General features: G+C 61.1%; 15 protein-coding genes. 6 read left to right on the top strand and 9 right to left on the bottom strand.

Going from position 1 to position 19,176, the window contains the following annotated elements:
* The first annotated feature begins 98 nt into the window (after positions 1 to 98).
* The 4 genes from AEP_RS00530 (at position 99) to rsxB (ending at position 4,888) form a co-directional block, all read left to right on the top strand.
* Complete coding sequence (locus tag AEP_RS00530) at positions 99 to 1,307, top strand: amino acid aminotransferase (RefSeq protein ID WP_087493588.1); 1,209 nt, start codon at positions 99 to 101, stop codon at positions 1,305 to 1,307.
* A gap of 90 nt (positions 1,308 to 1,397) precedes the next feature.
* The gene (locus tag AEP_RS00525) at positions 1,398 to 2,741 is read left to right on the top strand and encodes a hypothetical protein (RefSeq protein ID WP_087493587.1); all 1,344 of its coding nucleotides are present in this window, start codon (positions 1,398 to 1,400) and stop codon (positions 2,739 to 2,741) included.
* A 54-nt stretch (positions 2,742 to 2,795) separates the two neighbouring features.
* Positions 2,796 to 4,202: a polyhydroxyalkanoate depolymerase gene (locus tag AEP_RS00520; RefSeq protein WP_087493586.1), complete on the top strand. Its 1,407-nt coding sequence runs from the start codon at positions 2,796 to 2,798 to the stop codon at positions 4,200 to 4,202.
* Complete coding sequence (gene rsxB / locus AEP_RS00515; RefSeq protein WP_087493585.1) at positions 4,199 to 4,888, top strand: electron transport complex subunit RsxB; 690 nt, start codon at positions 4,199 to 4,201, stop codon at positions 4,886 to 4,888. The genes AEP_RS00520 and rsxB overlap by 4 nt, the downstream gene beginning before the upstream one ends.
* 32 nt (positions 4,889 to 4,920) lie before the next feature.
* Here the strand turns inward: rsxB and AEP_RS20925 are convergent, their stop codons facing one another.
* From AEP_RS20925 to scpA, 6 genes are all read right to left on the bottom strand, one after another.
* Positions 4,921 to 7,248: a methyl-accepting chemotaxis protein gene (locus tag AEP_RS20925; protein WP_232459888.1), complete on the bottom strand. Its 2,328-nt coding sequence runs from the start codon at positions 7,246 to 7,248 to the stop codon at positions 4,921 to 4,923.
* A 125-nt stretch (positions 7,249 to 7,373) separates the two neighbouring features.
* On the bottom strand, positions 7,374 to 7,850 hold the full coding sequence (locus AEP_RS00505) for a VOC family protein (RefSeq protein WP_087493584.1): 477 nt from the start codon (positions 7,848 to 7,850) through the stop codon (positions 7,374 to 7,376).
* Entirely contained in the window at positions 7,847 to 9,895 is a 2,049-nt protein-coding gene (locus AEP_RS00500) for an acetyl-CoA carboxylase biotin carboxylase subunit (RefSeq protein WP_087493583.1), read from the bottom strand. The genes AEP_RS00505 and AEP_RS00500 overlap by 4 nt, the downstream gene beginning before the upstream one ends.
* 30 nt (positions 9,896 to 9,925) lie before the next feature.
* Positions 9,926 to 11,458 carry an acyl-CoA carboxylase subunit beta gene (locus AEP_RS00495; RefSeq protein ID WP_087493582.1) on the bottom strand — a complete coding sequence of 511 codons (1,533 nt, stop codon included), beginning with the start codon at positions 11,456 to 11,458 and terminating at the stop codon, positions 9,926 to 9,928.
* 43 nt (positions 11,459 to 11,501) lie between these two features.
* Positions 11,502 to 12,527, bottom strand: a complete 1,026-nt coding sequence (gene meaB / locus AEP_RS00490; RefSeq protein ID WP_087493581.1) for a methylmalonyl Co-A mutase-associated GTPase MeaB — start codon at positions 12,525 to 12,527, stop codon at positions 11,502 to 11,504.
* Positions 12,524 to 14,695 (bottom strand): methylmalonyl-CoA mutase, encoded by a 2,172-nt coding sequence (gene scpA, locus AEP_RS00485; RefSeq protein ID WP_087493580.1) that lies wholly within the window; start codon positions 14,693 to 14,695, stop codon positions 12,524 to 12,526. The genes meaB and scpA overlap by 4 nt, the downstream gene beginning before the upstream one ends.
* 124 nt (positions 14,696 to 14,819) lie before the next feature.
* On the opposite strand from scpA, the gene AEP_RS00480 reads away from it, so the two are divergent.
* Positions 14,820 to 15,500, top strand: a complete 681-nt coding sequence (locus AEP_RS00480) for a GntR family transcriptional regulator (protein WP_232459887.1) — start codon at positions 14,820 to 14,822, stop codon at positions 15,498 to 15,500.
* Here the strand turns inward: AEP_RS00480 and AEP_RS00475 are convergent, their stop codons facing one another.
* The gene (locus AEP_RS00475; RefSeq protein ID WP_087493579.1) at positions 15,501 to 16,424 is read right to left on the bottom strand and encodes a LysR family transcriptional regulator; all 924 of its coding nucleotides are present in this window, start codon (positions 16,422 to 16,424) and stop codon (positions 15,501 to 15,503) included. It abuts the gene before it with no gap.
* Between the two features lie 119 nt (positions 16,425 to 16,543).
* On the opposite strand from AEP_RS00475, the gene AEP_RS00470 reads away from it, so the two are divergent.
* Positions 16,544 to 17,428, top strand: a complete 885-nt coding sequence (locus AEP_RS00470; protein ID WP_087493578.1) for a sterol desaturase family protein — start codon at positions 16,544 to 16,546, stop codon at positions 17,426 to 17,428.
* 15 nt (positions 17,429 to 17,443) lie between these two features.
* Here the strand turns inward: AEP_RS00470 and AEP_RS00465 are convergent, their stop codons facing one another.
* A complete protein-coding gene (locus AEP_RS00465) occupies positions 17,444 to 18,094 on the bottom strand; it encodes a hypothetical protein (RefSeq protein ID WP_087493577.1) in 651 nt (216 codons plus the stop codon).
* A gap of 108 nt (positions 18,095 to 18,202) precedes the next feature.
* Positions 18,203 to 19,030 (bottom strand): thioesterase family protein, encoded by an 828-nt coding sequence (locus AEP_RS00460; RefSeq protein WP_087493576.1) that lies wholly within the window; start codon positions 19,028 to 19,030, stop codon positions 18,203 to 18,205.
* Positions 19,031 to 19,176: the final 146 nt, after the last annotated feature.

The following is a 19,176-nucleotide window of genomic DNA, read 5'->3' as shown; positions in this document are numbered from 1 at the left end:
AAAGGCACCAGCTCGGTGCCCAGTAAAATAGGGAGAACCCGCAGCGCTGACAGCGTTTACGGGCAACCCTCACGACATTCCAATCACAGGACTTATCCATGTCTCTCTTTACCGCCGTCGAAATGGCTCCCCGCGACCCTATCCTGGGTCTGAACGAACAATTCAACGCTGACACCAACCCCAACAAAGTCAACCTGGGTGTGGGCGTGTATTTCGACGACAACGGCAAACTGCCCCTGCTGCAATGCGTGCAAGCGGCTGAAAAGACCATGATGGACAAGCCCACTGCACGCGGCTACCTGCCTATCGACGGTATTGCCGCCTACGACGCGGCAGTCAAGGGCCTGGTCTTCGGTGCTGACTCCGACGTGGTCAAGAGCGGCCGCGTGGCGACCGTGCAAGCCATTGGCGGCACCGGCGGTTTGAAAATCGGCGCAGACTTTCTGAAGAAAATCAGCCCCAACGCTACCGTGCTGATCTCGGACCCCAGCTGGGAAAACCACCGCGCGCTGTTCACCAACGCCGGCTTCCCCGTGGACACTTACCCCTACTTCGACCAGAGCGCCAACGGCGGTCTGGGCGGCATCAACTTTGACGGCATGCTGGCCAAGTTGAGCAGCGCCGCAGAAGGCACCATCGTGCTGCTGCACGCTTGCTGCCACAACCCCACCGGTTACGACATCACCGCAGCCCAGTGGGACCAGGTGATCGCTGTGGTCAAGGCCCGCAAGCTGACCGCCTTCCTCGACATGGCCTACCAAGGCTTCGGCTACGGCATTTCTGAGGACGGTGCTGTTATCGCCAAGTTTGTGGCCGCTGAGCTGAACATTTTTGTGTCCACCAGCTTCTCCAAGAGCTTCAGCCTGTACGGCGAACGCGTGGGCGCCCTGAGCGTGGTCGGCAGCAGCAAGGAAGAAACCGACCGCGTCCTGAGCCAGCTCAAGATCGCGATCCGTACCAACTACTCCAACCCGCCCACCCACGGTGGTGCCATCGTGGCTGCAGTGCTCAACAACCCCGAGCTGCGTGCCCAGTGGGAACAGGAACTCGGCGAAATGCGCGTGCGCATCAAGGCCATGCGCCAGAAGCTGGTTGACGGCCTCAAGGCCGCCGGCGTGGCCAAGGACATGTCCTTCATCACCACCCAGATCGGCATGTTCAGCTACTCCGGCCTGTCCAAAGACCAAATGGTGCGCCTGCGCTCCGAGTTCGGCGTCTACGGGACCGACACCGGCCGCATGTGTGTTGCTGCTCTGAACAGCAAGAACATCGACTACGTCTGCCAGGCGATCGCCAAGGTCGTCTAAGCAAGACAGCGGGGCGCAGGCCCCGTACGGGCAGCTATTATTTTGATAGCTGCCCGAGCATATTCCGCGGGCGCTGATGGAGAAAAACGCATGAAGAAACTGGCCTATGCCTTGGGAGCCCTGATGGGGCTGATGTCTTCAACTGCCGGAGCCTGGGGTAACCACACCCTGGCCGCCTACCGGGCCCTGGAGGCGATGCCCGAGGTCGTGAATGCGGCTCCGGTCACGGTGGAACCGCTGGATGCTTTCCTCAAAGCCGAGGAAAAAACCATTGAAGTGCTGCTGGCCAGCCAGGAAGCCTGGGCTGCCGCAAATTTGCAAAGTTATCCGCCCCGCCCTGCCAAACTGGCGTTCACCGCGAACCCGGACCGCAGCGATGAAGCCCGCCGCCTCGCTTTTGCCCATGCACTGCGCATTGCACCGAACAGCCGCTTCGCGCTGTTCATCCAGCCGGACCCCAAGACTGCCGTCTCCCCCGCGCCCCGCCTGCCGTCTGAAGCTGTAACGACCCTGCCCATGCTGGGCAATGCCAGCCAGAAGTTTCAGCCCCTGAAGGCCGGTGACACCGTTGCGCCGCTGGCGGTGGTTGCCAGTGCTGCCGACGAGCCTGACTACGGGCTGGACATCAACCTCTTTGAAGACAGCCCGTCCGAATGGGGCAAGATGTACGGCTTCGGGACCTTGCCCTTCGGTAACCCCTTGCTGGTGTATGGCAGCCAGGCCCCATTTCACATGGGCTTCATGCACGAAAGCAAGGTGCTGTACACCGCGGCACCCTTCATCAAACGCACCTTTCCGCAATTGCGGGTGTACCAGTACTCCACCCTCGCCTCATTGGCCTTCCGCACCGGCCACCCGTACTGGGGTTGGCGCTTCACCGGCCTGGCGCTGCACTACTTGCAGGACCTGACACAGCCTTACCATGCCAGCCTGTCGCCCGGTGACTCGACCCTCAAGCTGCTGGCCGTGAATGCCATTTCCATGGTGGGCTTTTCTGGCATGAAAAACAACATGGTGACCCTGCTCTCCAACCGCCACCTGGCGCTGGAAAAGTACCAGGCCGAGGTTCTGTTGAACTCTGCGTTGGCCAAGCAGGACACAGCGATTGATCAGGCGCTGCGCAACCCCGAGAAAGACAGCAGCTACCCCGAGTGGTACGACAACTACTTGCGCAATGTCGTCTCCGCCCAAGCAGCCGGGTATGGCAACCGCATCGCCCAGGCCCTGGTGGCCAGCATGCCGGAGGGCTTTGTGTCCGACCCCTCTTTTGATTTCGGCGCCAACGAAGAAAAAGTCACCATGGTCAAAGAACTGGCCAATGCACAGCCCGAGGCCAAATCCCGCCTGGATGCGCTGGTGGCGGAATTGCTGTCCAACTTCGGGGCCCACAGCCGCAATGCGGTTCGGGGGATACTGAAGGCCAGTAACCGCTAAAACAGACAACACTGTTATATTGCACTGCAACATTTTCCCGAAAGCGAGTTCTCCATGCTGTACCAGCTCTACGAAACCCAACGTTCCCTGATGGAGCCGTTTTCCGATCTGGCACTGGCAGCGGCCAAGCTGTATAGCAACCCGCTGTCCCTGGCCGGACAAAGCCCGTTCGCCCAGCGCCTGTCGGCCAGCTACGACCTGATGCACCGCTTGGGCAAGGACTACGAAAAACCCGAGTTCGGCCTGCGCACCATTGACGTCGATGGCGTGGACATCGCCATCCATGAGCGCGTGGAGATCACCAAGCCCTTCTGTGAGTTGCGCCGTTTCAAACGCTTTACCGATGACACCGCGACCCTGGAAAAAATCAAGGGCCAGCCGGTGGTGCTGATCGTTGCGCCCTTGTCGGGCCACTACGCGACCTTGCTGCGCGACACCGTCAAGACCATGCTCAAGGACCACAAGGTCTACATCACCGACTGGAAAAATGCCCGTTTGGTGCCCCTGTCGGATGGCGAATTCCACCTGGATGACTACGTTAACTACGTGCAGGAATTCATCCGCCACGTGCAAGGCAAGTACGGCAATTGCCACGTCATGAGCGTGTGCCAGCCGACCGTGCCCGTGCTGGCCGCGGTGTCGCTGATGGCCAGCCGTGGTGAGACCACGCCCCTCACCATGACCATGATGGGCGGGCCCATCGACGCCCGCAAATCCCCCACAGCGGTGAACAACCTGGCCATGAACAAGAGCCACAGCTGGTTCGAGAACAATGTGATTTACCGCGTGCCCAGCAGCTTCCCGGGTGCGGGGCGCCGCGTCTACCCCGGCTTTTTGCAGCACACCGGCTTCGTGGCCATGAACCCCGACCACCACGCCAAGAGCCATTACGACTATTTCAAAGACCTGATCAAGGGCGACGACGCATCCGCCGAAGCCCACCGCAAGTTCTACGACGAGTACAACGCTGTGTTGGATATGGACGCCGACTACTACCTGGAAACCATTCGTGTGGTGTTCCAGGACTTTGCGCTGGTCAGCGGCACCTGGGATGTACGAAGCGAAAAGGGCAAGATCGAACGGGTCAAGCCCTCGGACATCACCACCACGGCTCTCTTGTCGGTGGAAGGCGAGTTGGACGACATCTCGGGCTCCGGTCAGACCCGTGCAGTGCACGACATCTGCAGCGGCGTCCCCAAGTCATTGCAAAAGCACTATGAGGCCATGGGTGCCGGTCACTACGGCATCTTTTCCGGTCGCCGTTGGCGCGAGATGGTGTACCCGCAGGTCAAGGCCTTCATCAAGAGCCACGACAAGCCCGCGAGCGCACCCAAAGCCGTAAAGGTCACTGCGGCAGCCCCGGCAGCGGCTTCTGAAGCAAAAGTGACTCCAGCGCCCGCCAAGACTGCGCGAGCAGCTACCAAAAAAGTAGCAAGCAAGCGGGTCAGCACCGCCAAGTGAGTACCGTCCCGGAGGCTGCGCCAGCGTTGGCGCAGCAGCTTCTGGACGCACTGCCGCAAACCCAGTGCACCCGCTGCGGTTACCCCGATTGCGCCGCTTATGCCGGCGCCATGGCACGTGGTGAAGCCCCCATCAACCAATGCCCGCCCGGCGGTGCAGAGGGTATTGCACGTCTGGCTGCCATCACCGGCCAACCCGTCATTCCGCTGAATCCGGAATTCGGGCTGGAGGCGCCACGCACCGTGGTGTTCATCGATGAAGACTGGTGCATTGGCTGCACCCTGTGCATCAAGGCCTGCCCCACCGATGCCATCATTGGCAGCAACAAGCGCATGCACACGGTGATCGAGCCGCACTGCACCGGCTGTGAGCTATGCCTTCCCGTGTGCCCGGTGGATTGCATCATGGTGGAAACCGTTTCCGGCGAACTTACCGGTTGGGCGGCATGGAGCCCCGAAGAAGCCGCCAACGCTCGCCAACGTTATGAGAGCCGGCAGGTGCGGCAAGCGCGCGAAACGGAAGAACATGCCCAGGCGCTGGAGGCCAAAGCACGCATGAAGCTGGCTGACCTGCCCGCCCATTCCCAGCACACCGATCCGGCTATCCTGGACAAAAAACGGGCGGTGATCGAGGCGGCCCTCGCCAGGGCCCGCGCCCGCAAAGCCACACCCGGCACGGGCAGTTGAGTCGGGCAGGTTGATAACCCTGCCGGCTCCGATCAAAGACTGCTCATCAGGCTCTTGTAGACACCGCAGCCCACGTAGACATCGTCAACCTTCAGAACGAAAGACATCTTGGTTTGCACCTGGCCGGTGAGCGGGTTGGCGATCTCGTACTCCACCCAACCCGGATTTGCTTCCGCCTGGTGAATGATGGATTCGATCAAGGCATTTCCATCGATACCAGCGACATCCTGCACCCGGGTGCCGACCTTGGCCTGATTGCCCGCAAATGCGAGGTACTGACCATTGCGGTCCAGCACGAACACGTACATGTCACGGTCAAACAAACCGGAGTGCTGGGCCGTCACTTCGCGGATAAAGCTGTCCCGGCTACCGCTGCTGCGACGCAAGTCCAACGCAAGGTCTACCAAATGACGCGCCTCGTCTGCAGAACCCTGCTGCAGCTTGAACACCGAGACCGCATCGGCCAACACGCTGGCACGGGTCTGCAGCGCGGTCGCTTGGTTCACCGCCTGCTCCACCATGGAGGCGTTTTGCTGGGTAATCTCATCCAACTGGCGGATGGCGGTGGTGATTTCCGCCAGGCTGGCGCTTTGTTCCGCGCTGGACGCGGAAATCAAGGACATGTTGCCCGCGACCCCACGCACTCCGTCAGCAATGGCCGTGATGTTTTTGCCCGCCGTACGGATTTGCTGCACACCCGCCGCGACCTGCGCGGTAGACGTGGTGATGAGCTGGCGGATTTCCTTGGCCGATGCCGCGGAGCGTTGGGCCAGGGAACGTACCTCCGCCGCCACGACCGCAAAGCCACGGCCTGACTCACCCGCCCGAGCGGCCTCTACTGCCGCATTGAGCGCCAGGATGTTGGTTTGGAAAGCAAGGCCATCAATTACGCCGACGATTTCATCCATACGGCGGGTGCTGGCTTCAATGGCCTCGATGGATTCAATTGCCTGGTTCATGCCGGCGGCGCCCTGTTCGGCCGTGGTGCGCACCCCTTGCGCCGCACGATCGGACTCCTGCGCCGCATTGGCGTTGTCTTTCACCGTGGAGGCCAGTTCCTGCACGCTCGCAGAGGTTTCTTCCAGATTGGCGGCTTGTTGCTCGGTGCGGTCTGACAGGCTGCGGTTGCCCAGCACCAAGGCATCCCCGGAATTAGCCACCAACGCCGAGTTGCTGCGCACACTGGCCACCATGACCGAGATGTTGTTCACCATCACGTCCATGGCGTGCGACATGTCGGACAGTTCGTCGTCGCCTCTTATCAGAACCTTGTGTCGCAAATTGCCACTGGCCGTCTGTTCCATGAAACGCAGCACTTGGCGCAAGTCCGACAAAAAGCTGATGTTGAACGACAGCATCAAGTACACCAAGACAAAGGTGGCGATGACGCTGCCGGCAATCAGCAGATAGAAGGTGCGGTTGAGAGATTTTTCCCGCTCCTGCAGCAGCGACACCATGGCCTGATTCACGGCTTTATGGTATTCGCCGATGGCTTCTATCGCTTGGGTGCCCGAGGCGAAGTAGCCTTCAGAATCCCCACCGGGCGCACCCGCCTTGAAGCGCTCTTTGGACAAGCTTACGAACTTGGCCACTGCAGCTTGTGCGGCCTCCCCGCTGGCATTTTTGAAACCGGCGGAAGCAAGAATCTGCTGGGAATACGCTACATCTTTGGCCCATGCGTTCAAGGCCCCTGCCAGCAGGTTCACCCGTCCGATGGCATCGTCGGTCAGCTCAGGCTTGCTCAAAAAGCCGGCACCGGTTCCGCGCAAGCGACCGATCTGCTCCCGCAAGGGGATCAGCCGGGAGACTGACATGTCCATCAGCAAATAGGTCTGGGGGTCCGGGTCGAACAGCAGGCCCGACTTGTCAGCCACGCCGTACACAAAGCGGGTCAGGTCCTCCACCAGCGCGGTGTGGAAGCCGAAGGCTTGCGGGGCATCTTTGCCGTCCAGCTCCTTGACCAAGGTTTCCAAGCGGCCGCGCAGCTCCTTCCATTCGGGCGGCGCCTCCATACCCTGCTTGTCGTCCAGGAGGCGCTTGAGGCCATTGACCTCCTCTGCCAGCTTGCTGCGGGTCTGGTCGCGGGCGCCGGTAGCAGCCGCATTGCCCAACAACACCATATTGGTTTGCCCCCGGTGGGCCTGGACATTGCGGATCACGTCCGTGGTTTGTTCCACCACCTCCACGCCCACCACCTCGGCGCGAGTGATCTGCACATCGTTCAGGGTGCGCGAAATCAATTGCCAGACGATGAACAACAGGGGAACCAAGGCCACCAGAAACACAATGGCCAGCTTGGAACCGAAGCGCATCTTGCGCATGACCCACATGCCGGGGTACAGAAACTTCACAAAGCTCATAACGGGCGTTCCTTGGAAATTCTTCAACTGCTTTGACTTTATCGCTTTTCCACCAATAAATGACAGAAAAATGGGGGGCATTGCCCCCCGTGTTTCCCCTCAAGCATCAGTGCCAAAACGGCGCCTCAGCCCAAAGCGGCGATCACATCAGACGGGGCCTGCACCAATTCGATCAACACGCCCTCCCCTGCAATCGGGAATTCGTCATTGCTTTTGGGGTGCAAAAAGGTGATGTCGTAGCCGGCTGCCCCTTTGCGGATGCCGCCGGGTGCAAATCGCACGCCTTTGGCAGTGAGCCACTCCACCGCCACCGGCAGGTTGTCGATCCACAGGCCCACATGGTTCAAGGGCGTGGTGTGCACCGCAGGTTTCTTGTCAGGGTCCATGGGCTGCATGAGGTCAACTTCCACCTTGTACGGGCCGGAGCCCATGGCGCAGATGTCCTCGTCCACGTTTTCCTTCTCGCTTTGGAAGGTACCCGTGACTTCCAGCCCCAGCATGTCCACCCACAGAGTTTGCAGACGTTTCTTGTCAGGGCCGCCAATGGCGATCTGCTGGATGCCCAAGACCTTGAAGGGGCGTTTGACTTCGGCAGCGGTCATACGAACTCCACAATCGCCTGATCGACCGACAGGCTCTCGCCTTTAGCGGCCAGCACCTTGCCCACCACACCATCGGCGGCGGCAAACAGCACGTTTTCCATCTTCATGGCTTCGATCACGGCCACACGCTCACCGGCCTGCACCTTTTGGCCGGGCACCACTGCCACATCGACCAGCAAGCCGGGCATGGGCGAGAGCACGTAGCGGCTCATGTCGGGCGGAGCCTTGTGCGGCATCAGCTTGTGCAGCTCGGCCATGCGGGGGGACATGACCAGCGCATCGATACGGGTGCCGTTGTGCTGCACGCGCAGGGCCAGCGGGTTTTTGGGCGTACCGCGCTCCACCTGGGCGGTGAAGGCTTTGCCGTTCACCGTGCCGGTGATGGCAATGTCGTTCAAGCGCGATTTGCTACGAATAACATAGCTGCTCGCGCCCACCCGTACTTGGGCAGAGCCGGTTTCACCTTCAAACTCGTCCACATGCACAGCGGTGTAGCTGTTGTTGCCGGCGGCATCCAGCGTGACCACCACATAGTCTTTGCCTGCGTCGACCGCATAGCCCGGCAACTGACCGGACATGCCCGCTGCGCGCTCGCGCGACTTGCGGCGCACAAAGGCGGCCAGCGCGGTGAGGAAAGCTGCGTCGTCATGCGGCACGTCTTCGGCAAAGAAGCCTTTGCCGTAGTTCTCGGCGATAAAGCCGGTATTGAAATCACCGCTCACGAATTTGGGGTGGGCCAACAACGCGGCCTGGAACGGAATGTTGCTCGACACACCGCGGATCACAAAGCCGTTAAGAGCCTCACGCATCTTGGCAATCGCGTCATTGCGGTCCTTGCCATGCACGATGAGCTTGGCAATCATCGAGTCGTAGAACATGGGGATCTCGCCGCCGTCCTGAACTCCAGTGTCCACGCGCACGCCTTGCAAGTGCTCGGTGTCGCCCTGCCACATGGTCTGCTCAGGCGGCGCAAAGCGCACTAGGCGGCCAGTGGACGGCAGGAAGTTGCGGAACGGGTCTTCGGCGTTGATGCGGCACTCAATGGCCCAGCCGTCGCGCTTCACGTCGGCTTGCGTCAGCGGCAGCTTTTCGCCGGCGGCCACGCGGATCATCAGCTCCACCAAATCCAGGCCGGTGATGCATTCGGTCACCGGGTGCTCCACCTGCAGGCGAGTGTTCATCTCCAGGAAGTAAAAGTCCTGGTCCTTGCCGACCACAAACTCCACGGTTCCGGCGCTCTGGTACTTCACGGCCTTGGCCAGTTGCACCGCTTGCTCGCCCATGGCTTTGCGGGTGGCGTCGCTGATGAAGGGGCTAGGCGCCTCTTCAATCACCTTCTGGTGGCGACGCTGGATGGAACACTCCCGCTCGTTCAAATAAATTACGTTGCCATGGCTGTCGCCCAGCACCTGGATCTCGATGTGGCGCGGCTCCTGCACAAACTTCTCGATGAAGATGCGGTCGTCGCCAAAACTGTTGCGAGCTTCGTTCTGGCAGCTGGCAAAGCCTTCAAAAGCCTCTTTGTCATTGAAGGCCACGCGCAGGCCCTTGCCACCGCCGCCGGCCGAGGCCTTGATCATCACGGGGTAGCCGATGCCTTTGGCGATTTCCACCGCCTGCTCAGGGCCACTAATCGCGTCGTTGTAGCCCGGAATGGTGTTGACCTTGGCCTCGTTGGCCAGCTTCTTGGAGGCAATCTTGTCGCCCATGGCGGCAATGGAATGCGCCTTGGGTCCGATGAAGGCAATGCCTTCGTCTTCGCAGCGCTTGGCAAACGCTTCGTTCTCGCTCAAGAAGCCGTAGCCGGGGTGCACGGCTTGCGCGCCGGTTTGTTTGCAAGCGGCAATGATTTTTTCGGCCTGCAGATAGCTCTCGCGGCTAGGTGCGGGGCCGATATTGATGGCCTCATCCGCCAGCGCCACGTGGCGGGCTTCCTTGTCGGCATCGGAGTAGACGGCAACCGTCTTGATGCCCATTTTCTTGGCGGTGGCAATCACGCGGCAGGCAATTTCGCCACGGTTGGCAATCAGGATTTTGGTGAACATGGTGCTTGTCCTTTTCTTGTTCTTCGGCGATCAGAGTGGAATGTTCCCGTGCTTGCGCCACGGGTTTTCCAGCTTCTTGTCCTTGAGCATGACCAGCGAACGGCAGATACGTTTGCGGGTTTCGTGCGGCAGGATCACGTCGTCGATAAAGCCGCGCGCGCCGGCCACAAAGGGGTTGGCAAAGCGGGCTTTGTACTCAGCTTCCTTGGCCGCCAGCTTGGCAGGGTCACCCTTGTCTTCGCGGAAGATGATTTCCACCGCGCCCTTGGCACCCATCACCGCAATTTCTGCGTTGGGCCAAGCCAGGTTCACGTCGCCACGCAGGTGCTTGGATGCCATCACGTCATACGCGCCGCCATAGGCCTTGCGGGTGATGACGGTGATCTTGGGCACGGTGCATTCGGCATACGCGTAGAGCAACTTGGCGCCGTGCTTGATGATGCCGCCGTACTCTTGGCTGGTACCAGGCATGAAGCCGGGCACGTCCACAAACGTGACCACGGGGATATTGAACGCATCGCAAAAGCGCACAAAGCGCGCGGCTTTGATAGAGCTCTTGATGTCCAGGCAACCTGCCAATACGAGCGGCTGGTTGGCCACGATGCCGATGGTCTGGCCGTCCATGCGCGCGAAGCCGATGATGATGTTCTTGGCGTACTCGGGCTGAATCTCGAAGAAGTCACCATCGTCCACGGTTTTGACGATCAGCTCCTTCATGTCGTAGGGCTTGTTGGGGTTGTCGGGCACCAGCGTGTCCAGGCTCAGGTCCTTGCGGTCGATAGGGTCGCCGCTCTTGCGCACCGGCGCCTTCTCGCGGTTGCTCAGGGGCAGGTAGTTGTAGAGACGGCGCAGCATCAGCAGCGCCTCCACATCGTTCTCAAACGCCAGGTCGGCCACGCCGCTCTTGGTGGTGTGGGTGAGTGCGCCACCCAGCTCTTCGGCGGTCACTTCTTCGTGCGTGACGGTCTTCACCACTTCAGGGCCGGTCACGAACATGTAGGAGCTGTCCTTCACCATGAAGATGAAGTCAGTCATGGCGGGGCTGTACACAGCACCACCGGCGCTAGGCCCCATGATCATGCTGATCTGCGGAATCACACCGCTGGCCATCACATTGCGCTGGAACACATCGGCATAACCGCCCAAAGACGCGACGCCTTCCTGGATTCGGGCACCGCCCGAGTCGTTGAGGCCAATCACCGGGGCGCCCACTTTCATGGCCTGGTCCATCACTTTGCAGATCTTCTCGGCATGCGCCTCAGACAACGCACCGCCAAACACGGTGAAGTCCTGGCTGAACACAAACACCAGGCGGCCGTTGATCATGCCGTAGCCGGTGACCACGCCGTCGCCGGGGATCTTTTGCTCGTCCATGCCGAAGTCCACACAGCGGTGCTCGACAAACATGTCCCACTCTTCAAACGTGCCTTCGTCCAGCAGCACTTCGAGGCGCTCGCGCGCGGTGAGCTTGCCTTTTTTGTGCTGCGCGTCGATGCGTTTTTGCCCACCGCCCATGCGGGCCAGCTCGCGCTTGGCTTCCAGTTGTACGAGGATGTCTTGCATGCTTGTCTTCCTTCAGGTCAGAAAATGGATTGTTATTTGCTATCTATTTAGGAGCTGCTTGCGCAGTGAATTCGAGCGCCGAGAGCAGATTGCGTGCTGCAGTGCTGGCGGCCAACTGGCCTGCCTGCACCGCTGCGGTGAGCTGAGGCAGCTGCTCGCGCACCGCCGGGTTTTGCTTGAAGGCCTGCTTCAGGCCTGCGTCAATCCGCTCCCACATCCACGCCAGCGACTGGTTCTGGCGGCGCTGGCTGAACAAGCCATTGGCGGTTTGCAGGGTCTGGAATTCACACACAGCTTTCCAGAAGGTGTCGACCCCCTGCCCCAGCAACGCACTCAGTGAAATTACTTTGGGGGCCCAGTGTTTGTCGCTGTGCGGGTCATTCGGGTTGCCATGCATGCCCAGCAAACGCAGGCTGGAGGTGATCTGCGCTTGTGCGCGGGTGGCGGCATCGGCGTCGATGTCGGCCTTGTTGATGACCACCAGATCGGCCAGCTCCATCACCCCTTTTTTGATGGCCTGCAGGTCGTCGCCCGCATTGGGCAGTTGCATCAGCACGAACATGTCGGTCATGCCCTGCACCGCTGTCTCGCTCTGGCCCACGCCCACGGTCTCGACGATCACGATGTCGTATCCCGCCGCTTCGCAGACCAGCATGGCCTCGCGCGTTTTCTCAGCCACACCACCCAGCGTACCGCTGGACGGGCTTGGGCGGATGAAGGCTTTCTCGTGCATGGACAAGTGCTCCATGCGCGTCTTGTCCCCCAGGATGGAGCCGCCGGACACCGAGCTGGAAGGGTCAATCGTCAGCACCGCGACCCGGTGGCCCAGCCCAATCAGGTACAGGCCCAGCGCTTCAATGAAGGTGCTTTTGCCCACGCCCGGCACGCCGCTGATGCCCAAGCGGAACGACTTACCGGTGTGCGGCAGCAGCGCGGTGAGCAGCGCATCGCCCTGCGCCCGGTGGTCCACGCGGGTGGACTCCAGCAGCGTGATGGCTTTGGCGATGGCGCGGCGCTGGAGGAGGGACTCGCCCCCCAGCAGACCGGCCTGCACGGCTTCAGGTGTCACCCGAGGGCCTTTTCGATCTGGCTCAGCACATCGCGTGCGCTCACCGGAATCGGCGTGCCAGGGCCGTAGATGCCCTTGACGCCTGCGGCGTACAAAAAGTCGTAGTCTTGCCGCGGGATCACACCGCCTACGAAAACGATGATGTCGTCCGCGCCCTGCTTTTTGAGTTCGGCGATGATGGCGGGCACCAGTGTCTTGTGACCTGCGGCCAGCGTCGATACGCCTACCGCGTGCACGTCGTTCTCAATCGCCTGGCGGGCGCATTCTTCCGGGGTCTGGAACAGCGGGCCCATGTCCACGTCAAAGCCCAAGTCGGCAAATGCGGTGGCGACCACCTTGGCGCCGCGGTCGTGGCCGTCCTGGCCCAGCTTGCTGATCATCACGCGGGGGCGGCGGCCCTGCTTGTCGGCAAAGCCGGCAATATCGGCCTTCAGGGCGTTCCAGTACTCCATGGTGTCTCCTTGGGCGCTGTCGTAAGCGGCTGCGTACACGCCGCTGACCTTGTTGGTGTCGGCGCGGTGGCGACCGAATGCTTTCTCCAGCGCATCGCTCACCTCACCCACCGTGGCGCGCAGGCGGATGGCTTTGATGGACAAGTCCAGCAGGTTTCCGGTACCGGACTCTGCTGCAGAAGTGATAGCAGCCAGCGCAGATTCCACGTGCGCGGAGTCGCGTTTTGCCTTGATATCTTGGAGGCGGGCGATCTGGCTTTCGCGCACGGCCACGTTGTCGATGTCGCGGGCTTCGATCACGTCTTCGTTCTTGAGCTTGTACTTGTTGACGCCCACGATCACGTCCTGGCCGCTGTCGATGCGCGCTTGCTTCTCGGCAGCGGCAGCTTCAATCTTCAGCTTGGCCCAGCCGCTGTCCACGGCCTTGGTCATGCCGCCCATGGCTTCCACTTCTTCAATGATCTTCCAGGCGGCGTCGGCCATGTCCTGGGTCAGCTTCTCCATCATGTAGCTGCCGGCCCAGGGGTCGATCACATTGGTGATGTGCGTCTCTTCCTGGATGATGAGCTGCGTGTTGCGGGCGATGCGCGCGCTGAACTCGGTGGGCAGCGCGATGGCTTCGTCAAAGCTGTTGGTGTGCAGGCTTTGCGTGCCGCCAAACACGGCGGCCATCGCCTCGATGGTGGTGCGCACCACGTTGTTGTACGGGTCCTGCTCGGTCAAGCTCCAGCCGCTGGTCTGGCAGTGGGTGCGAAGCATCAGGCTCTTCGGGTTCTTGGCGTCAAAGCCCTTCATGATGCGGCACCACAGCAAGCGCGCCGCGCGCATCTTGGCCACTTCCAGATAGAAGTTCATGCCAATCGCCCAGAAGAAGCTCAGGCGCCCGGCAAAGTCGTCTACGTCCAGACCGGAAGCGATAGCGGTCTTCACATATTCCTTGCCGTCGGCCAGCGTGAAGGCTAGCTCCAGCGCCTGATTAGCGCCCGCCTCCTGCATGTGGTAACCCGAGATGCTGATCGAGTTGAACTTCGGCATGTTCTTGGCGGTGTAGCCAATGATGTCGCCGATGATGCGCATGCTGGGCGCGGGCGGGTAGATGTAGGTGTTGCGCACCATGAACTCTTTCAGAATGTCGTTCTGAATCGTTCCGGACAACTTGTCCTGGCTCACGCCTTGTTCTTCTGCAGCCACCACATAGCCCGCCAACACCGGCAGCACGGCGCCGTTCATGGTCATGGAGACCGACACCTTGTCCAGCGGAATCTGGTCGAACAGGATTTTCATGTCTTCCACCGAATCAATCGCCACGCCGGCCTTGCCCACGTCGCCCGTCACGCGCGGGTGGTCCGAGTCGTAGCCACGGTGGGTGGCCAGATCGAACGCCACGCTTACGCCCTGCCCGCCTGCGGCCAGCGCCTTGCGGTAGAACGCGTTGGATTCTTCGGCCGTCGAAAAACCTGCGTACTGGCGGATCGTCCAGGGGCGCACCGCGTACATCGTTGCCTGCGGACCGCGCAAGTAGGGCTCAAAGCCGGGCAACGTGTCGGCATGCTTCAGGCCCGCCGTGTCTGCTGCGGTGTAAAGGGGCTTGACCGCGATGCCGTCGGGCGTGATCCAGTTCAGCGCGTCCACATTGCCACCGGGGGCGGATTTGGCTGCAGCCTTGGCCCAGGCTTCCAGTGTGGCGGATTGAAATTCAGGCGTCTTGTCGGTCATGGCGGGGTCGCAATCTATGGGTTACCGCTGGCAGGATCAGCGCGGCAAGTTTACATTATTCATAATTATTGATTCAGAATATTGGTTGCAGCTTACAATCCACCCACTTTTTGAGCCCCACCGCATGTCCGCCTTGATGTCTGATGCCCGCCCCGCTGTATCGCTGGCCCCCCGCCCTCTGTATGAGGAAGTGGCCGAGCTGCTGCGCCAGCGCATCTTCAAGCGCGAGTTGGAGCCCGGCAGCTGGATTGACGAACTGAAAATTGCCGAAGAGTTCGGCATCAGCCGCACCCCCCTGCGCGAGGCCCTGAAAGTGCTGGCCGCCGAAGGTCTGGTGACCATGAAGGTGCGCCGTGGCGCCTATGTAACCGAGGTGTCGCAACAAGACCTGGCCGATGTGTACCACCTGCTCAGCTTGCTGGAGAGTGACGCGGCCGGCGTGGTGGCCACCAAGGCCACCGACGCGGAAATCAAGGAACTGCAGGCATTGCACAAAGCACTGGAGGCAGCGGCCAAACCCGGCAAAGACAAGGCTGCCACCACCGACCAATTTTTCGCAGTGAATGAGAAGTTCCACATGCGCCTGCTGGAGATTGCCAACAACCGCTGGCGAGACCAGATGGTGGCCGACCTGCGCAAGGTCATGAAGCTCAACCGCCACAACTCCCTGCTCAAAACCGGGCGCATTGAAGAATCCCTGGCCGAGCATCGCGCCATCATGGACGCCCTGGCCGCCCGTGACCCTGCGCTCACCGCGCAGCGCATGGCCGAACACTTTGCCAACGGCCTGACCGCAGCCGAATGATCAGCGACCCGACGGGGCCTGCAGCATGGCGGTGACCTGCTCAATCACATGCTGCGCCGTGGGAGACGGCGTGCGGCCCTTGAGCATCACCAGCCCCAAATCGCTGTAGGCCGGCGGGAAGCCCGGTGTCTCGAGTTGCACCAAACGCCCTTCGTTCATTTCAGCAGCCACGGCCGTCACGGGTGCAATCAGCACGCTGTCGGTGGCGAGTGCCACGTGTTTGAGGGTGCGTACATCGTCACACTCCAGAGCAATCGGCAAGGAGTCTGCACTGCTCTGCCCCATCAGCTGAACCAGCAGTGTCTGCATGGCCACAGGCACCCGCACAGTCGCAATGCCGTGCAACACCATGGCCTCCAGCAGGCCCTTGGGCTTGAGGGGGCCTGCTTCCAGCAAAGGGTGCCCCGCGCGCACAAACAGGCCTGCCGGCAGTTGCACCAGTTGCGTCACCTCCAGATCCGGCGTGCGGGGAATGTCGCGTGTGTCTGCCAGAAAAAACTCCAGCTCCTCAGCCCGCAAGCGGCTTAGCAGCAGCTCCCAGTTGCCCACACTCGCGCGGATTTGGACGCCGGGGTGGGACTGCCGCACCTGCACCAACAGCGGTGCCAGCACCGTGGCGGCGGGGAACGGCCCTACACCAAACGCCGTGTTGCCCAAGGTGCGGTCCCGGTACAAATTGACATCCCGCAGCAGGCAGCGGCTCTCAAACACCAGCCGGCGCGCCCGCTCCAATACGAACTCGCCTGCCGGTGTGGGCTTCACTTCCAGCGCGCCACGGTCAAACAGGCGCAGATTCAGTGCGGCCTCCGCGGCCTGAATACTGCGGCTCAAAGCCGGCTGGCTCAGATGCAGATGCTCTGCGGCCCGGGCGAAATTGCGCTTGTCGGCCAAGGCGACGATGTGCGTCAGGTGTTTGATATCCATAGCGATCCATCCAATGCATTGAACTCATTGAAATTAGCATTCGAATGCATTGGACGCAATCAAGCAGAACCCGAACAATGGCGCCCGGGCACACACACAAAAACCAGGAGACAAGGCCTATGAACCCCTTACAAAACATTTTGTTGCTCGGCATCCTTTTGACATTCGCGCTGCTGGAGTGGCGCTCCGGGCGCTACAAGGATTTCGGCGCGACCCGCGACGACACCAAGCTCGAAGCCGCCATGCTGCTGGCGCTACTGGCTTTATTGCAACCGGGCATCTTTTTCATCACGGGCAAGTTGGGCGCGTGGCTCATGCCTGAGCAGCGCAACGCGTGGGCGCATTTGCCGGCGTGGGCGATGTTCGGCATTCTGCTGGTGGCTGACGATTTGACGCAGTACTGGTGGCACCGGCTTTCGCATACGCCACTGCTCTGGCCGCTGCACCGCGCGCACCATACGGCGCACTACATGAGCATCCGCATCACCTACCGCAACAACTTTTTTTACTACGCGATGATGCCGGGCATCTGGATGTCGGGCATCCTGATCTACTTAGGTTTTGCCAATGTGTATCTGGTGTACGTGGTTCTCAAGCTCACCGTCATCATGGGGGCACACAGCGCGGTGCGCTGGGATGAGCCGTTTTACAAACACCGCTGGTTGCACCCCGTGGCCTGGGTGCTGGAGCGCACCATCTCCACCCCGGCCACGCACTGGGCGCACCATGCGCTGACCAATGAAGACGGCATTGGCCACTACAAAGGCAACTTCGGCAATCTGCTGTTTGTGTGGGACCTGATCTTCGGCTCGGCCAAGATTACCCGCCAATACCCTGCCCGCGTCGGCCTGCAGGACGACCTGATTTACGGCAAAGAGCGCTGGTTCACCGAGATGTTTTACCCCGTCATCCAATCAAAACGCGAACATTCGGCACTGGCGCCCGGCGGACGGGCAAACGCCGTGGAAGAGACGGACCCTGCGCGGGTGCTGGCAAAGGGCTGAGCGCCGGGCGCAGCGTTAGCGCGAAGCCACCGGCGTCTTGCAGGCGGCACCGTTGGACGCGGCGGCTTGGTTGTTCTGGCACACGCGGTTGAGTTCTTTGCTCGCCCAGCGGCTACCCAGGTGCGCAGCGCGCACCAGCAATTGCACGGCGTACCAAGGCACGGTCTCGGGCGGGTTTTTCATTTGCGCCGTCGGGGCCTTGGTGGCGGCTTGCGTCCCTGCGGTAGCCGGCCCTTGAGCGGCCTTGCCTTCCAGCAGCTTCACGTAGTCGGTCACCATCTGGTCGGCGTCGGTCTTCTGCAGTTTGTCCAAGGGTTTGGAGAGCCAGGCTTTGGCACCCGCATCCGGCACGTCAGACAGTGTTTTGCCAGTGCCATGCATCTTGGAGGCCACATCGTCCGGCACCGCCTTGCCCAAGCCGGATGCGTGTGCAATGTCTTCTCCTGTATGGGCGACGGCCTTGGCGCCGGCTGCCTCGGCGCCCGTGACAGCGGCGCCCGTTGCAGCGCCTTTGGAGGCAGCTTGTGCAGCCGCCTTTTCGACCACCGCGCCTTCTTTGGTCATCAACTTGACCAGGGCTGAAATCAGCGATGCATGTGCCGGGGCATGTGCGCCCAAGCCCAATGCCAAGCACAGCGCCACACCTTGCAGAGTTTTCCGGTACATGCCTTGCTCCTTGAAACACGCATGCCCGCAACGTTTTTGGGGATGACGTTTATGCGATTTTAAAACATATAAACCGAATTAACTATTTATTTAAAACAAACAATATTTCTAAGCCCGCTTGCGCACAAACAAACTCTGTGTTGCCCGCCCGATCAAACCCTGCTCGTCATACAGCGACGACTCGGCCAGCCCCCCGCCGTGGCTGGACAAATGGGTGCGGGCATCCAGGCACACCCACTCGCCGACCGGCTTGCGCAGCAGGTTGATGGTGAGGTCGGAGTTCACAAACACGTGGGTGGACAAATCCAGAATCGCGCTGATGCCGTTGCCCGAGTCGGCCGCCACCGCCACGCGTTGGTACGGGCTGGGCAGCTGCCCTTGCAACAGAGGATGGCTCATGCGGAACCAAACCGCACTGGGGCCGGCAAACATGCGCCCTTGGGCGATGCGCGTCTCCACCAGATCGGGGTAGCCCAACTCATGGTGTGCAAAGGGAAAGCGCTGCACGGGTGAGGCATCCGGGGTCTTGGGCGCCTGGGGCAAAGGGTGCCCGGGCAGGCCATCGGGCAAGCCCACGTCATCTTCACGCTGGAACAGTGCGGTGGCGCGAATCAGCTCTTTGCCATCGGCCAACGCCACTGCCGAGAAATGGCCTGCATTGCGGCCCACGTAGTCTTCCTGCACGCGCACTTCAATGTCTGCAATCGGCACCGGGCGAAGCAAGTTGGCCGTGAGTCGGGCCAGGTGTTGCAAACCATGGGCTTGTGCTGCAGCCTCCAGCGCATGGCTGACCAGCGCGATGGGCGGGCCGGCGTGTTGCTGCTGCGGGTGCCAGGGGCCACGGGTGAGTTCAGAGGCGCGAAAAAAGTTGCCGCCCAACGCGGTGTAGGCGGCGGTCGCACTGGCAGGGGCGGTGTGGTGCTGTGTGTCTGGCATGCAATATTGCTCCTCTTTTGATAGCTGCTCGCGCATATTCTGCGCGCCATATACCTGTTTGGCTTACAGGCTGATAACTCAGGTCTATATGGTGCCGCAACGTAGTGAAGGCGCCTGTCACGCGGGTGTCGATGTGTGCCCCGCAT

Source organism: Curvibacter sp. AEP1-3 (assembly GCF_002163715.1).
GTDB lineage: Bacteria > Pseudomonadota > Gammaproteobacteria > Burkholderiales > Burkholderiaceae_C > Allorhodoferax.
Note: the sequence above shows the minus strand (reverse complement) of the source record. Positions and strands in the feature narration are given on the sequence as shown.

Bases quoted from the DNA above. Each gene is read 5' to 3' on its own strand.
- AEP_RS00530 (WP_087493588.1), top strand. From the start codon at position 99: ATGTCTCTCTTTACCGCCGTCGAAATGGCTCCCCGCGACCCTATCCTG.
- AEP_RS00525 (WP_087493587.1), top strand. From the start codon at position 1,398: ATGAAGAAACTGGCCTATGCCTTGGGAGCCCTGATGGGGCTGATGTCT.
- AEP_RS00520 (WP_087493586.1), top strand. From the start codon at position 2,796: ATGCTGTACCAGCTCTACGAAACCCAACGTTCCCTGATGGAGCCGTTT.
- AEP_RS20925 (WP_232459888.1), bottom strand. From the start codon at position 7,248: ATGAGCTTTGTGAAGTTTCTGTACCCCGGCATGTGGGTCATGCGCAAG.
- AEP_RS00505 (WP_087493584.1), bottom strand. From the start codon at position 7,850: ATGACCGCTGCCGAAGTCAAACGCCCCTTCAAGGTCTTGGGCATCCAG.
- AEP_RS00500 (WP_087493583.1), bottom strand. From the start codon at position 9,895: ATGTTCACCAAAATCCTGATTGCCAACCGTGGCGAAATTGCCTGCCGC.
- AEP_RS00495 (WP_087493582.1), bottom strand. From the start codon at position 11,458: ATGCAAGACATCCTCGTACAACTGGAAGCCAAGCGCGAGCTGGCCCGC.
- scpA (WP_087493580.1), bottom strand. From the start codon at position 14,695: ATGACCGACAAGACGCCTGAATTTCAATCCGCCACACTGGAAGCCTGG.
- AEP_RS00480 (WP_232459887.1), top strand. From the start codon at position 14,820: ATGTCCGCCTTGATGTCTGATGCCCGCCCCGCTGTATCGCTGGCCCCC.
- AEP_RS00475 (WP_087493579.1), bottom strand. From the start codon at position 16,424: ATGGATATCAAACACCTGACGCACATCGTCGCCTTGGCCGACAAGCGC.
- AEP_RS00470 (WP_087493578.1), top strand. From the start codon at position 16,544: ATGAACCCCTTACAAAACATTTTGTTGCTCGGCATCCTTTTGACATTC.
- AEP_RS00465 (WP_087493577.1), bottom strand. From the start codon at position 18,094: ATGTACCGGAAAACTCTGCAAGGTGTGGCGCTGTGCTTGGCATTGGGC.
- AEP_RS00460 (WP_087493576.1), bottom strand. From the start codon at position 19,030: ATGCCAGACACACAGCACCACACCGCCCCTGCCAGTGCGACCGCCGCC.